Source organism: Photobacterium iliopiscarium, from assembly GCF_003026395.1.
Lineage (GTDB): Bacteria > Pseudomonadota > Gammaproteobacteria > Enterobacterales > Vibrionaceae > Photobacterium > Photobacterium iliopiscarium.
In genome coordinates, this window is record NZ_PYOO01000013.1 from 20726 (window position 1) to 36300 (window position 15575).

General features: G+C 41.0%; 14 protein-coding genes. 7 read left to right on the top strand and 7 right to left on the bottom strand.

Features of this window, described 5'->3' with window-relative positions; genetic code table 11:
* Positions 1–90 precede the first annotated feature (90 nt).
* On the top strand, positions 91–3711 hold the full coding sequence (gene recB, locus C9J51_RS15745) for an exodeoxyribonuclease V subunit beta (RefSeq protein ID WP_045040367.1): 3621 nt from the start codon (positions 91–93) through the stop codon (positions 3709–3711).
* Positions 3704–5770, top strand: coding sequence for an exodeoxyribonuclease V subunit alpha (gene recD / locus C9J51_RS15750; RefSeq protein WP_045040366.1), 2067 nt, complete (start codon positions 3704–3706; stop codon positions 5768–5770). The genes recB and recD overlap by 8 nt, the downstream gene beginning before the upstream one ends.
* A 63-nt stretch (positions 5771–5833) precedes the next feature.
* On the opposite strand, the gene C9J51_RS15755 is transcribed toward recD, so the two are convergent.
* From C9J51_RS15755 to argA, 5 genes are all read right to left on the bottom strand, one after another.
* Positions 5834–6385: a disulfide bond formation protein B gene (locus tag C9J51_RS15755; RefSeq protein WP_045037493.1), complete on the bottom strand. Its 552-nt coding sequence runs from the start codon at positions 6383–6385 to the stop codon at positions 5834–5836.
* Between the two features lie 7 nt (positions 6386–6392).
* Complete coding sequence (locus tag C9J51_RS19780) at positions 6393–6551, bottom strand: DUF5993 family protein (protein WP_373455679.1); 159 nt, start codon at positions 6549–6551, stop codon at positions 6393–6395.
* Between the two features lie 152 nt (positions 6552–6703).
* Positions 6704–7243 carry a disulfide bond formation protein B gene (locus tag C9J51_RS15760; protein WP_045037492.1) on the bottom strand — a complete coding sequence of 180 codons (540 nt, stop codon included), beginning with the start codon at positions 7241–7243 and terminating at the stop codon, positions 6704–6706.
* 9 nt (positions 7244–7252) lie between these two features.
* A complete protein-coding gene (locus tag C9J51_RS19670) occupies positions 7253–7408 on the bottom strand; it encodes a DUF5993 family protein (RefSeq protein WP_219908204.1) in 156 nt (51 codons plus the stop codon).
* 126 nt (positions 7409–7534) lie between these two features.
* Complete coding sequence (gene argA / locus C9J51_RS15765; RefSeq protein ID WP_170073320.1) at positions 7535–8872, bottom strand: amino-acid N-acetyltransferase; 1338 nt, start codon at positions 8870–8872, stop codon at positions 7535–7537.
* A 488-nt stretch (positions 8873–9360) separates the two neighbouring features.
* Here argA and mltA point away from each other — a divergent pair, with 488 nt between their 5' ends.
* Together mltA and tcdA are read left to right on the top strand one after the other, a co-directional pair.
* Positions 9361–10494 (top strand): murein transglycosylase A, encoded by a 1134-nt coding sequence (mltA, locus tag C9J51_RS15770; RefSeq protein WP_045040365.1) that lies wholly within the window; start codon positions 9361–9363, stop codon positions 10492–10494.
* 117 nt (positions 10495–10611) lie between these two features.
* A complete protein-coding gene (gene tcdA / locus C9J51_RS15775; protein WP_045037489.1) occupies positions 10612–11421 on the top strand; it encodes a tRNA cyclic N6-threonylcarbamoyladenosine(37) synthase TcdA in 810 nt (269 codons plus the stop codon).
* A gap of 100 nt (positions 11422–11521) precedes the next feature.
* Here the strand turns inward: tcdA and csdE are convergent, their stop codons facing one another.
* Positions 11522–11959 (bottom strand): cysteine desulfurase sulfur acceptor subunit CsdE, encoded by a 438-nt coding sequence (gene csdE / locus C9J51_RS15780; protein ID WP_231579408.1) that lies wholly within the window; start codon positions 11957–11959, stop codon positions 11522–11524.
* Between the two features lie 20 nt (positions 11960–11979).
* Positions 11980–13200 carry a cysteine desulfurase CsdA gene (gene csdA / locus C9J51_RS15785; RefSeq protein ID WP_045040364.1) on the bottom strand — a complete coding sequence of 407 codons (1221 nt, stop codon included), beginning with the start codon at positions 13198–13200 and terminating at the stop codon, positions 11980–11982.
* A 365-nt stretch (positions 13201–13565) separates the two neighbouring features.
* On the opposite strand from csdA, the gene C9J51_RS15790 reads away from it, so the two are divergent.
* Genes C9J51_RS15790 through C9J51_RS15800 form a run of 3 tightly spaced genes read left to right on the top strand, consistent with a single transcriptional unit; the run spans position 13566 to position 15571 of the window.
* Positions 13566–14486 carry a transcriptional regulator GcvA gene (locus C9J51_RS15790; RefSeq protein WP_045037487.1) on the top strand — a complete coding sequence of 307 codons (921 nt, stop codon included), beginning with the start codon at positions 13566–13568 and terminating at the stop codon, positions 14484–14486.
* Positions 14467–15156: an alpha/beta family hydrolase gene (locus C9J51_RS15795; RefSeq protein ID WP_045037486.1), complete on the top strand. Its 690-nt coding sequence runs from the start codon at positions 14467–14469 to the stop codon at positions 15154–15156. Before C9J51_RS15790 ends, C9J51_RS15795 begins: the two co-directional genes overlap by 20 nt.
* A gap of 10 nt (positions 15157–15166) precedes the next feature.
* The gene (locus tag C9J51_RS15800) at positions 15167–15571 is read left to right on the top strand and encodes a DUF423 domain-containing protein (protein ID WP_373455654.1); all 405 of its coding nucleotides are present in this window, start codon (positions 15167–15169) and stop codon (positions 15569–15571) included.
* Positions 15572–15575: the final 4 nt, after the last annotated feature.

Genomic DNA, 15575 nt, shown 5'->3' on the forward strand with positions numbered 1-15575 from the left:
GGTCACATAATAACTAGCCCGATCACTGACATTAAAAATTATCGGGCTGGTGCTGTTGTTACATATAGCAACCATGGGATGAGTGACATAATGGCGACTGAAGTACTAACAACGGATGACGTACTAACGAATATTCTGCAACCAATGACGTTTCCATTGCATGGCACGCGTTTGATCGAGGCGTCAGCGGGCACCGGTAAGACATTTACCATCGCGAGTTTGTATTTACGGTTATTGCTAGCGCACGGTAATGAGGACACTCGTCATCAACAGCAGTTGACGGTTGATCAAATTTTAGTTGTAACCTTTACTGAAGCGGCGACGGCAGAATTACGCGATCGTATTCGTGCCCGTATTCATGATGCGCGGCTAGCGTTTAGTCGTGGTATTAGTCACGATCCTGTTATTGAGCCGTTATTAAATGAATATCCAGATCATAAATTAGCCGCAACCCTTTTATTGCAAGCCGAACGGCAGATGGATGAAGCGGCGATTTATACTATCCATGGTTTCTGTCAGCGAATGCTTACTCAAAATGCGTTTGAATCGGGTAGCCGTTTTAATAATGAATTTGTGACCGATGAAAGCCAGCTTAAAAATATTGTGGTGGCGGATTATTGGCGTAGTAGTTTTTATCATTTACCGCCAGCGTTAGCCCATGAAGTGCGTGAAATTTGGTCATCGCCCAATGCGTTATTGAAAGAAATTGGCAATAGTTTAACTGGTGCGCCAGTACGATTGTCAGTGGCTGCGATGACCGAATCGTTAGAACAATTACACCAGCAAAATATTGTGCGGATTGATGAAGTAAAAGCGTTGTGGCGTCAGCATCAAGCAGATCTTGAAGCCTTAATTGCCAATTCTGGGATCAATAAACGCAGTTATACCAAAAAAAGTTTACCTAATTGGATTGAACAAGTCAGCGCATGGGCAGCGCAACCCACCGTTGGTTATGAACTGCCTGATAATTTGATTCGCTTCCATCAGCAGACATTAATTGAAAAAACCGCCAAAGGTGATGCACCTGAGCATGCGGTTTTTAATGCCATTGCTGAATTATTAGATCATCCTGCTAATTTACGTGAGCCATTATTAGCCCATGCGATTGAGCATTGTCGTCAATTATTGGCTGATGCTAAAGCGCGTAAAGGATGGTTATCGTTTGATGACTTGCTGACGCAATTAGGCGCTGCGATTGATAATGATGTTGATGATCTACTCGCGAGTAAAATTCGTGCTCAATATCCAGTGGCGATGATTGATGAATTCCAAGATACCGATCCACTGCAATACGGTATTTTTAGTGATGTTTATCGTCATCACCCTGAATGCGGCCTGTTTATGATCGGTGATCCTAAGCAGGCTATTTATGCGTTCCGTGGCGCTGATATTTTTACGTATATTCAAGCGCGTCGCCAAGTCGCTGATCACTATACATTAGCCACTAACTGGCGTTCGACAGCTAATATGATTGCAGCTGTTAATGGTGTATTTCAACAGCCTGATAGTCCGTTTATTTATGATCAAGATATTGAATTTTTAGCGGTTGATCATAGCCCTAACGCCGCTCAACGTAGCTGGTGGTTAGAGGGTGAAGCACAACACGCATTGACGTTTTGGTTACAAGATAGCCTAGATGGTAAGCCGATAACCAAAGGTAATTATCAAGCGACAATGGCCGCTTCCACTGCGGCACAAATTCAACATATTCTGACTCAATCGCAGCAACAACAAGCGTATTTCTTAGATAAAGAACAACAGCATAGTATTGAAGCGGGAGATATAGCGGTGTTGGTGCGTACGGGTACTGAGGGGCGATTAGTCCGTGAAGCATTATCCAAACAAGGCATTGCCAGTGTTTATTTATCTAACCGTGACAGTGTGTTTTCAACCCCAGAAGCGGCCGATATTCAACGTTTATTACAAGCAGTATTAACCCCTGAAGATGATCGTATATTACGCGCGGCGTTAGCATCAGGGCTGTTTGCGCGCACTGCAATTGAACTTGATCAACTCAATAATGATGAGAATGAGTGGGAAATTGCAATTAATAGCTTTAAGCAATATCGCCAACAGTGGCAAAAACGTGGTGTGATGCCAATGTTGCGCAGTGTGATGGCAAAAAATCAAATTGCAGAGCGATTATTAGCCGAAGATGGCGGTGAGCGTAAGTTGACTGATTTGCTGCATATTGGTGAATTATTGCAACAGGCGAGTCAAACATTAGACAGTGATTATGCACTGTTGCGCTGGTTAGCTGAACATGTTGCTGAGCCAAACGGCAATGCTGATGATCAAGTGATGCGGTTAGAATCAGAACGTAATTTGGTGCAGATCGTTACTATCCATAAATCAAAAGGCTTGGAATATAATTTAGTCTTTATGCCGTTTGTGTGCAGTTACCGTGAGGTCGACAGTAAAGGTGAAGTTAAATATCACGATGAAGTGGATAACATCACGGTACTTGATATTGCTAAACAAGCGCCCGCAATCGAAAAAGCCGATCAAGAACGATTAGCCGAAGATCTACGCTTAATTTATGTGGCATTAACCCGTGCAGTTTATGGGTGTTATGTTGGTATGGCTCCGATTCGTAATGGCCGTAGCACCAAAGAGCCAACTGGCTTACATCGCTCAGCAATGGGACATTTAGTACAGAATGGTGAGGCGGGCGGTGTCGCTGCACTTGAATTAGCCTTAGCTAAATTGTGTGAGGCGCAAGGGGCAATCACTGTGACTGAACCGCCGCAATTAAGTGATGTGCCATGGCAACCACCGGTGGAAGTAACTGAAGCCTTGGTTAAACGACCGTTCTCTGCCTCATTAGAGCGTAATTGGTGGATGACCAGTTATTCTAATTTGGTTAAGCAAGGTCATCAAACGGCTCATGATAGCAGTCTAGATTTACCCGGGTTTGATATTGATTCGGTGCAAAATGTGACAGAAGACATCGATGATAATGAGTTGGAATTAGAGCCACAATACTCGATTTATACTTTTCCTCGTGGTGCGCGTCCCGGTACCTTTTTGCATACCGTGTTTGAAGAAATTGATTTTACCGCTGCGGTTGATTGCCCTGAAACGGTCGCGAAATTAACGGAATTATTGCAATTAGAAAATTATGAATTAGCGTGGTTACCTGTGTTGCAGCAGCTAATTCAGGATGTATTAACTTGTGCGCTTGATGGCGATGCATTGCGGTTGGCGGATAAAACAGCGTCGCAACGATTAACGGAAATGGAATTTTTATTGCCGATTGAGATCCTACAAGCAGTGGCACTCAACAAGGTGATCGCAAAACATGATCCGTTGTCAGCTAAAGCGGGTGAGTTAGGCTTTGCAACCGTGAGTGGAATGCTAAAAGGTTTTATCGATTTAGTGTTTGAGCATCAAGGTAAATATTACGTTTTAGACTGGAAATCAAATTATTTAGGTGATGATCCACAAGTGTATCGAGGTGAGCAATTGAAAACCGCGATGCGTGAACACCGTTATGATTTGCAATATCAAATCTATGCTCTGGCATTACAACGTTTTCTGCGCAGTCGTATTCCTAATTACAGCTATGAGACCCATTTTGGTGGGGTGTATTACTTGTTTTTACGCGGTATTCAGGCGGGGAGTGACAGTGGTATTTTTTATGCGCGCCCAAGTGAACAATTACTTGATGATTTGGATTTACTCATGAAAGGAGTGCTATCACATGCTTAAGCGTTTACAAACACTGACTAAACAAGGTGGCTTACGTCAGCTTGATTATCAGTTTGCTAAATTTGTGGCACTACACAGTCCGCAATCGCAACAGGATTTGGCAGCACTAATGGCTGCATTAGTGAGTTATGAATTAGGCAAAGGCCATGTTTGTATTCAATTAGATCAATTGCGCGTGCAGCACTTATTTGGTTTATCAAGCCGATTATCGGTAGCGTTAGTTGATGGCTTACCTGAATTAAACCTATGGGCACCATTATTATCACAATTTGATGTGGTAGCTAATGTTCAATCACAAGGCTTACAAGCGAGTCCTTTGGTGTTTGATCATGGTCGTTTATACCTCAATCGTTATTGGCAATTTGAACAAACGGTTGCAAAGCGGATTGTAGATATGGCGACTAATTACGGCCAAGTCACCCAGTGGCAAGACCAACAATTGAGTTTGATGCATCAAGCGTTGAATGATTTGTTTCAGCCAAGCTATGGGCATTTATACCATGCGTTGCAAGGTGCGACTGACGCTAAACAACGCCAGAAAATAACCTGTGATTATTTGAATATTGTTACACCACAGCAGCTTGATTGGATGGCGATTGATAGCGTATTACAACAAGCGCAGCAAATAACAGATTTACAACCATTAGATAGTTTGGTGCCAACGACGAGCTGCTTAAATTGGCAAAAAGTAGCCGCAGCAATGGCACTAACACGTCAGTTTGCAGTGATCTCGGGCGGGCCGGGTACAGGTAAAACTACTACTGTAGCTAAATTATTGGCAGCGTTGGTGATGCAAGCTAATGGTGAACATAAACCGAATATTATGCTGGTGGCACCGACCGGTAAGGCGGCGGCGCGTTTAACTGAATCTATTGGTACTGCTATCAAATCATTAGCCGTACCGCAGGCGATTAAAGATTTAATTCCGACGCAATCAAGTACATTACACCGTTTATTGGGTTCGATTCCAAATCGGGTTGAGTTTAGGCATCATAAAGATAATCCGTTGCACCTAGATGTGCTGGTGGTTGATGAAGCCTCAATGGTCGATTTGCCGATGATGGCGCGATTATTAGACGCAATGCCACAAGGGGCTAAATTGATTTTATTGGGTGACCGAGATCAATTAGCCTCCGTTGAAGCGGGGGCGGTGTTAGGTGATATCTGTTCCTTTGCAACTCAAGGTTACAGCGCTCAGCAAGGGCAGTTATTAAGTCAGTTGACTGGGTTTGATTTACATTCAAATAATATCGGTTTAAGTGTGGTGACTGACTGTTTATGCATGCTACAAAAGAGTTACCGTTTCCATGCATTATCGGGTATTGGACAATTAGCTAAAGCGATTAATCTAGGTAAACCTGCACAGGTAAATAAGGTCTTTCAGCAAGGATTTAAAGATATTCATCATTCCCCTTTAGGCGTTGAAACTTATGTCTCGATGATTAATCAAGTGGTGACGTTTTATCTTGATTATTTAGATGCGATAAAAATCGATAAAACGCCGGCTGAGGTATTAAAAGCCTTTGCGAATGTCAGATTATTATGTGCCTTACGTGAAGGGGATTTTGGGGTTGTTGGCTTAAACCAACGGATTGAAAAAGAATTGACTCATCGTGGTCGCATTTCACCCAATGATGAAACCTGGTATGTCGGACGTCCGATTATGATCACGCGTAATGATCACGCATTAGGGTTATTTAACGGTGATATTGGTATGACGATGTTAGAACCTGAGGGTGATTCTGATGGTGGTCGGCGTCGATTACGGGTGTATTTTGAAATGCCAGATGGCACTGTTCGCGGAATTTTACCGAGTCGTATTCCTGAGCATGAAGTAGTGTATGCGATGACGATCCATAAATCACAAGGTTCGGAATTTGCGGATACAGTCATGGTATTACCTGCGGAATACACACCAATACTAACCCGTGAATTAATTTATACTGGTATTACGCGTGCTAAGTCGCGGCTGTACTTGTATGCACCGATGGACATTATTACTAAAACTGTGCAAGTTCGAACTGAACGCGCCAGCGGGTTAGCACAACTATTAGTGTAATGTTATTGGTTATCTTTGAGTGAACAATGCCAGCATCAGTGCTGGCATTGTGTTATTTAAATATTATTTTTTGAATTGATCAAGTAACCAATAGCTATGAGGATCCGCCGGAGTAACATGAGGCCCTGTCATAATGAAGGTTGATACAATATTAATAATTACAACGGCAACGGCAAGATAACAGACTAATTTACCCATACTTTTGACATGGTAATTACTGGGATTTTTTTCAGGACGCCAAAGGCATAGTAAGGCTGCGACTCCAATGATTGTCATCATGAAAATAACAAAAGCCCACGTATAATAATGCATTCCTAATAAGGGACTACCATAACCGAGATCATTGGGTAATAGGTGCAATGAAACTTGGCGTAATGCCGCGGCTGCACCAAATAATGCGCCAAATAAAATAATACCGTAATGCGGTTGCTGAGGACCAAAAAGAATATTTAGCATAAAGCCAAACATGACCATCATGAATCCTACGCGTTGTAGTAAGCATAAAGGGCAAGGTAATTCATGAAAAACTAATTGAATAACTGATCCCGTCGCAAGTATTGCAGTGATCCCGAGTAAACCTAAAATATTGAGTCGATTAATAAGTTGATTGTTCATAACGTACTTAAATTGAAATTGGAAGGGTATATACAATGTGATGTTTAAGCAGAATAGATGCTGCAATGAATGTTAAGACAAACATGGCATAACTCAGTTTCTTTTTGCCTTTAAGTGCAGTTAGCATTGTTATTAATATGAGACAGAAAACAAAAATACATAGCATGAATAACAATAGACCTTTTTTGAATAACGATACAATTTATACAGTATACCTTATGCGTATTTGTTGATGATAGCGTTAAATTGACAGTAAAAAAACAATAAAAAACGCCAGCATATTAAAGATAAGCTGGCGTTTGTCATCGTGTTTTTATATTAATTAAATAACCAATAGGTTATTGGATTATCTGGACACTGATAAGGACCACATTCAATGAATGTCGATACTACGTTAACCACTACGGCAAAAATAGCCAGTAAGCATACAAACTTACCAAACTTATTCATTTTATAATCGTTATTATTACAGTCTTTATTCCATAGTAGTTGCAATACAGCAATACCTACGATAGTGAGACTAAAGATAATAAATGCCCAAGTATAATAATGGATCCCAAATATCGGACTGCCAAATCCCGGCGTACCTGGAATGACGTGTAATGACACTTGGCGTAATGCGGTCGCGGCACCAAAGAGTGCACCGATGATTAATACGCCATAGTGACGTTGTTGTGGACCATAAATGACGTTGAGCATAAAACCAAACATCACGAGCATGAAGCCTAAGCGCTGTAATAAACAGAGGGGACACGGTAATTCATTGAGTACAACTTGAAGTACTGATGCCATTAATAGAACGAAGGTGATCCCTAATAGACCAAGTGTATTAAGTAGTACAACATTTTTATTATTCATGCATCCCCCTTAGAGTAAAATTGATAAGGGATCTGTTGCATGGTGATGGAACCAATACAGTCCCAAAACAACAGTGATAGCAAAAATAATATAACTGGCACCTTTTATTCCAGTAAACGCGCAGAGCATTGCAACGAATACAAGTAGAAATAATAAACTCATCATAAGTGATTATTTAACCTTTCTTTTGTATGTATAGTAGTTATTGTTGTTACATTAAAGTGACTAACTTTAAAGCTATCATACATTACTGAATGGTGAATTAACATTTTGTTACAAGTTTAGTGGTTATTAGATTATATTTGTTATAAGTATTTTGGAACGACGTTGATAGTTATAGAGATCTTTTTTTATCATTGGTAATTGTTCGATATCACATTCATAAAATCCCTGCTCACGAAACCAATGCACACTACGGGTGGTGAGGACGAAGATTTTATTAAGACCTGTATCTCGAGCTTGTTGACATAACTTGTTGAGTAACAATACTCCGCGATCACCGTCTCTAAAATCAGGATGAATCGCAACACATGCCATTTCTGCCATTTTTTCATCAGGATAAGGGTAAAGAGCGGCACAACCAATAATAAGATTATCAAGTTCAATGACGGTAAAAAGGGTAATTTCACGTTCTAGTTGTTCACGAGAACGGCGAACTAAAATACCTTCTGCTTCTAACGGTTGAATCAAATCTAAAATACCACCAATATCATTAATATCAGCGCGACGTATTTTCTCTGCGTTTGACATTACAATCTGAGTGCCAATTCCATCGAGCGAAAACAGTTCTTGAATCAGTGCGCCATCTTGTTTATAGCTCAATAAATGGCTGCGAGGTACGCCAGCATGGCAAGCGGTAATCGCGCCGCGAAGAAAACGGCCAGTCCCACTTTGTTGCTCGTCATTATCGATCAGCTGTCGCAATACCTGTTCTGCGTCATGGGGTAATAACTCTGAAATAATGTCATTATTACTATCAATAACCCCCTGTTCTGAACAAAAGCCAATTAATTTATCAGCCCGTAATCGAATCGCGACCTGAGTGGCAATTTCTTCTGAGGTAAGATTAAAACATTCACCAGTGACAGAGCTGGCAATAGGGCCGAGTAATACAATTGATCCTTGTTCTAATTGGCTGGTGATGGCGCTGTTATTGATACGGCGAATTTTACCGCTATGACAAAAATCAATCCCATCATCGATGCCTAATGGTTGTGCAATAATAAAGTTACCGCTAATGACGTTAATTTGTGAACCCGCCATCGGGGTGTTATTAAGCCCCATTGAAAAGCGAGCAGTGATATCCAGTTGGAGTTGCCCTGCGGCTTGTTTAGCTATTTCGAGGCTATGTGCATCGGTGATTCTGATGCCTTTGTGGTAGGGACTATTATAATGCTGCTGTTCTAAGAGGGTGGTTATTTGAGGTCGAGCGCCGTACACCATCACAATATGAATACCTAAACTGTGCAGTAAAGCGATATCATTAACAATATTGGCAAAATTAGGGTCAGCAATGGCTTCACCCCCAACCATGATCACCATGGTTTTACCTACATGGGCATTTAAATAAGGGGCTGATTGACGGAATCCTTTTACCAAGGGGGTTTTACGTGTATTCACAAGCGATATCCATATCTATGTTTAATTTATAACCAATAAATTAAAGCAATTACTTCGTTTGTGCAGCATTTAAATGTGATTTGAGTCAAATTAGTAATAATCACTATAGTTGATTAAATATTCATATTGGTCGTTATTAATATTGAGTATTAATGATGAATACAGTTGGTTCTTAATCTGAGAATTCGATACTAATAACTATCATTGAGGTATACTTATCTTTATGAATAAAATGCACTTTTAAGATAATTAGATTTATCTTAAAGTGTGTTTTTTAGCGATAGGCGTATATTTTATTCTTTTAATGGAACTTTAATTGGTCTCTATTAGTCTTAAGCATTTCGATCTTGTTATGTCATTTATTTGTAGATTCTGTGAAATAATTACTTATTTGTAGATGGTGTTTGTTAGTATTGGCATCGGTTTACTGCTGTAACAAAAGTAAACGAGTAATCATCTTTTTACCTTTTTATAAAACTTTTATAGGCTTATCTATCGTGTTACGTAAAGCAACAGTTGCAATTATTCTTTTTAGCTTGGTAGGGTGTTCATCCCCAGAGAGTACGACAACGGAAAAACCGAGCTTAGCGACAGCTGGTAATCCGTTAGCACACCAATATTTAGGTCAGCATTTTAATCATGTGCTAAATAAAGTGTCACACGTTGAATCAAATAAGCCTCATGATTACAGTACATTTGCCCCACAAGCAAAAATGGTTACCTCGCGTTCATCGTCAATGGCGCGTAAATTTGAACCCTTGTATAACCAAGTAGAAAATTGGGCTAAGCACAGTGGTAATCCAAGTACGTTAGCTAAATACGGTATCCAAGCGGCACAAATGGGGGGTGCTAATGGTGAAGGTAACGTGATGTTTACGGGTTATTACTCTCCAGTGATTGAATTACGTCATAAACCAATGGGTGCCTATCGTTACCCGATTTATGCAATGCCAACCTGTAAAGGTCGTTGTCCTTCACGCGAGCAAATCTATGATGGTGCGTTAGCGGGTAAAGGGTTAGTGCTGGGTTACAGTAAATCGATGCTTGATGTGTTTATGATGGAAGTACAAGGCAGTGGTTTTGTTCATTTTGAAGATAATAACCAGCTGCAATATTTTGGTTATGCCGGTAAAAATGGCCATCGTTATGTCAGTATTGGCCGCGTGTTAATTGATCGTGGTGAAGTGCCTAAATCAAAGATGTCACTGCAAGCGATTCAAAATTGGGTAGCTAATCATAGTGAAAGTGAAGTACGTGAATTATTAGAGCAAAATCCATCATTTGTATTTTTCTCACCACGTAAAACATTAGATGTGAAAGGCAGTGCTGGTATTCCATTATTAGCCAATGCAGCGGTTGCCGCTGATCGTAAATATATTCCAATGGGATCGGTATTATTAGCAGAAGTACCACAGTTAGATGCGAAAGGTAACTGGACCGGTAAACATGTACTTCGATTATTATTAGCATTAGATACAGGTGGTGCGGTGAAGCGTAATCATCTTGATTTATACCATGGTAAAGGTAAGCAAGCGGGTACTGATGCTGGCCGTTATAAGCATTTTGGCCGCGTATGGCGTTTAGGTCTTAAAGGTACAGCAACTCAAGATCCATGGTTAATGCCACGATAATAGTGATGATTGAGGCATTCACAACGGTGATCTCCTTGGTCTGACTAGACAATTGTTTTGAGAGTGCGTATAAAAACGCACTCTTTGTTTATCCATCTCTAGCAGTGTAGAACCAGTATGCGTGAATTAGATACCCCAGCATCCGATAGTTATAATCAACGTTTTGGCGGCACTCGTCGTTTATATGGCAACAGTGAAGTTGAAATTCTTCGCGCTGCACATGTGTGTGTGATTGGTATCGGTGGTGTTGGCTCATGGGCAGCAGAAGCGTTAGCACGATCTGGTGTGGGTGAGTTAACTTTAATTGATATGGATGATGTTTGTGTAACTAATATCAACCGTCAAATTCATGCAATGACAGGCACTATTGGTCAAAGTAAAATTGAAGTAATGGCTGCGCGTATTCAATTGATTAACCCTGACTGTAAAGTTAATTTAATTGATGATTTTATTAGTCCTGAAAACCAAGCCCAGTATTTATCAAAAGAATTTGATTATGTATTAGATGCGATTGATAGCCTTAAAGCAAAAGCATCATTATTGGCGTATTGTAAAAGTAATAAAATTAAAGTTATTACAATCGGTGGCGCTGGTGGACAAACAGATCCTACTCAAATTCAAGTCACAGATTTAACCAAAACGATTCAAGATCCATTGGCTAGAAAATTACGTGAAACATTGCGTCACCACCATAACTTCACTAAAAATGCTAAGCGTAAATTTGGGATTGATTGTGTTTATTCCACTGAGCATTTGAAATACCCCCAAGCAGATGGTTCTGTATGTGCGGTAAAAGCGACGGCAGAAGGGCCTAAACGAATGGATTGTGCCAGTGGTTTTGGTGCGGCAACGGTAGTTACAGCCAGTTTTGGTTTTGTTGCGGTGGCACATATTATTAAGAAGTTGATTGAAAAACATCGTCAATAATATGTCGTCTACACGATAATAAAGACTAAAAAGCGGATCACCATTGGAGTCCGCTTTTTTGTATCTAGTGGGCAGTAATAGGCGTTAATTCGATGAATTATTAGTGCGCAAGCTGTTTTATTTGTTCAACAATTGCCTTTAAACCATTGCCACGTGAAGGACTAAGATGGGTAATTAGGCCTAAATTATCAAAGTAGGTATCGATATCAAAAGCGTTAATTTCAGCCGCGGTTCTACCATTATAAGCGGCGAGCACTAAGGTAATTAAACCACGCACAATTCGCGCATCTGAATCCGCAATAAAGTAATAGTGTTCATCAACAACTTGATGATGTAACCACACTTGTGATTCACAGCCGCTGATTTTAAGTTGATCTTGCTTATAGCTGTCATCCAGTTGTGGTAGTTTTTTACCGAGTTGAATAACGTTACGATAGCGATCTTCCCACCCCGTTGCGGTTTGCATTTGGGCAATGATATCAGTGGTTGTGATCTCAGAGCCAAAAGGGTGCTGAGGAAGCGTCATAGTGGTGGTCATGTTGTTTTCCTTGGCTGTAACTATAATAAATCACAGGCTTTATGCAGTGCTGCAATAAATCGCGCTACATCTTGTTGATCATTATAAAGTGCTAATGATACCCGTAATGTTCCTGTTAAGCCTAGTGCATCAAGCATTGGATGAGCGCAATGATGACCAGCACGCAGCGCAATATGCTGTTGATCTAGCAATGTAGCAATATCTTGATGATGAACGCCATCGACGACAAAAGAAAATAAGCTTGCATGAGGTTGAAGACCAATAATACGCAATCCATCAATATCCTGAATCCCGTCTAAGGCTTGTTGACGTAAATCGGCAATGTGTTGTTCTGCGCCTTGGCGATCGATACTTTGTAACCAGTCAATGGCTGCTGCAAGCGCTAAGCTGCCAGCAACGTTGGGGGTACCCGCTTCAAATTTCCCCGGTAAACCCGCATAGCTAGTGCCATTAAATGAGACTTTATCGACCATTTTACCGCCGCCGTGCCAGGGTGGCATCGCTTCAAGTAGTGCTTGTTTACCATAAAGTGCCCCGATACCTGCGGGTGCATAAATTTTATGCCCTGAAAACACATAGAAATCGGCATCAAGTGCTTGAATATCAACGGGTTCATGTGCGATCCCTTGCGCGCCATCAACCACGACCACTGCGCCATATTGGTGAGCTGCGGCTATCATTGATTCAATTGGATTGCGAGTACCAGTAACATTCGTGATATGAGCAACAGCAACAATTTTGGTTTTATTCGACAATAAACGCAGATAAGCATCAATATCTAATGTGCAATCTTTACGCATTGGAATTTTAACGACTTTAGCCCCGGTTTGTTCAGCGACCATTTGCCAAGGCACAATGTTGGCATGGTGCTCAAGTTCACTGACTAAAATCTCATCCCCTGCTTGTAAATGGGTACGGGCATAGGTTTGCGCAATGAGATTTAAGGCTTCGGTTGCACCACGAGTCCAAATGATTTCTTTAGGACTGGCAGCACCAATAAAATGTTGTACGGTGGCACGTGCTTGTTCAAAAGTCAGGGTCGCATTGGCGGTTAAGCTATGGCTACCACGATGGACATTGGCATTATAACCACGGTAATAATGAGTTAGCGTATCGATAACAATCGCAGGCTTTTGAGCTGTTGCTGCGCTATCTAAATAAACCGTTTGCGGTCCGACATCTGAATGTTGCAGTGCAGGAAATTGGGTTTGAATTTGCTTGATATCGAATGGTATGGTCATAGCTAGTCACATTACAGAAATTTGAATTATCGATGATGCTAATAAATGCGAGGAAGAGCAAGTGTTGCGGTGATTTTAAATGAATAAAAAAATAGCACTGCGTTGGGGCGCAGTGCTAACAATTACTTTGACAAATAAGTCAAAATACAGGAAGTAAAGAGGTAGATAACTACCTATCCGGCAGGATCCGGACAATATGCAAACACAACATCGCAATGTCAATTCAGCGGTTAGCCAGAGGGCAAAACACAAAATGTTCATCAACATTACGGAACGAATAATAGGGTTTATATAGCACTTAAACAATGGACAATTTATAATGTTTGAGATGAAAAAAACTAATGCATTAGAGAGCCTCGAAAAGTATGTCAAGACGTTTACCCCCGCTCAACTCATTGAAGGTGTTTGAAGCTGCTGCAAGGCATTTAAGTTTCACTCGTGCAGCTGAAGAATTGTTTGTTACTCAAGCCGCAGTTAGCCATCAAATTAAAGCCTTAGAGGAATTTTTAGGGTTAAAGTTATTCCGTCGTCGCAATCGTTCATTGTTATTAACTGAAGAAGGGCAAAGCTATTTTCTTGATATTAAAGATGTCTTTTCATCAATTTCAGATGCGACGGATAAAGTACTTGAAAGAGGCTCTAAAGGTGCATTAACCATTAGTTTACCTCCTAGTTTTGCGATTCAATGGTTGGTCCCTAGATTAACTGACTTTAATGAACAACACCCTGAAATAGACGTCCGTATAAAAGCGGTTGATCTTGATGAAGGTTCATTAACTGATGATGTTGATGTAGCAATTTATTACGGTAGAGGTAATTGGTCGGGGTTACGTGCGGATAAACTGTATCAAGAATTTATGATGCCGGTATGTTCACCCATGTTATTGGTTGGGACGAAACCGTTACGCACTATTGATGATTTAAAATTACACACTTTGCTGCATGATACTTCTCGTAAAGAGTGGAAGAACTATGTTCGTCATTATGATGTGAAAGACGTTAATGTGAATCAAGGACCGATCTTTAGTCATTCGACGATGGTATTGCAGGCTGCGGCTCATGGCCAAGGTATTGCATTAGGTAATAATGTGTTGGCGCAACCAGAATTAGAAGCAGGACGGTTAGTGTGTCCATTTGATGAGATTTTGGTCAGCAAAAATGCGTTTTATTTTGTGTGTCAGGAAAAACAAGCAGACACCGGACGTATTCAAATTTTCCGTGATTGGATTTTAAATAAAGCCCGTAAAGAGCAAGAGGATATGCCTGATGTCATTGAAGAAGTGTGAGTATCTGATTGATGGCCCTAATGCTGAGCATGCTGTAGCGACGTTTTTATTTGCCCATGGTGCTGGTGCAGGGATGGATCATGCTTTCATGACCACGGTTGCGCAAGGGTTAGCAGCCCATAATATTCAAGTGGTACGGTTTAATTTTCCTTATATGATCAAACGTGCTGAAGACGGTAAAAAGCGTCCACCTGATCGCCAGCCAAAATTATTAGCCGACTTCCAAACGCATATTGATCAGTTTGATAATGGTAAGTTAGTGATTGGCGGTAAATCAATGGGGGGACGAATGGCGAGTTTGATGGTGACGGATATTGCAGCCCAAACGCCTCTAGTTCATAACTGTGCGGCGAAAGTTCGCGGTGTTGCTTGTCTTGGTTTTCCGTTTCATCCGCCAGCGAAGCCTGAAAATTATCGCGGCGATCATCTAGCAACTATCACGGTTCCCACCCTTATTTTACAAGGTGAACGCGATACCTTTGGGGTGCGTAGTGAAGTTGAACAATGGGTATTTTCACCGCAGGTGAGTTACCAGTTTTTAGCTGATGGTGATCACGGCTTTAAACCGCGAAAAGCATCGGGTCATACTGAAGCTGAAAATATCACAATAGCAATTGAGGCATTAGCGGTCTTTATTAAAAATTGTGTCAATAGTGAAGAAGCAGAGTAAGGGAACATTAATGATGGTTGAATTAACCGTTAAACAGCGTCATCAATCACGATTAATGTTAGTGTGTGCTGCATGCAGTGGTGTGGTCATGGTGGCATTGGGTGCATTTGCTGCGCATGGGTTAAGCCATCGCTTAGCGCCCCACTTACTCGATGTGTTTAAGGTTGGGGTTCAATATCAGGCATGGCATACCTTAGCATTATTAGCTTGTGGAATATTGTCACGCTTTTTGCCATCAAAAGCGTTATCATACGCGGCGCTGTTTTTTGGCCTCGGTATAATTTGTTTTAGTGGCAGTTTATATGCGTTAGCTTTAACTAGCATTAAGTGGTTTGGTCCCGTCACTCCGATGGGTGGAATATGTTTTATTATTGGCTGGGTGATGCTTGCAATAGCAGCCTGGCGTTCAGCTTGAGGGT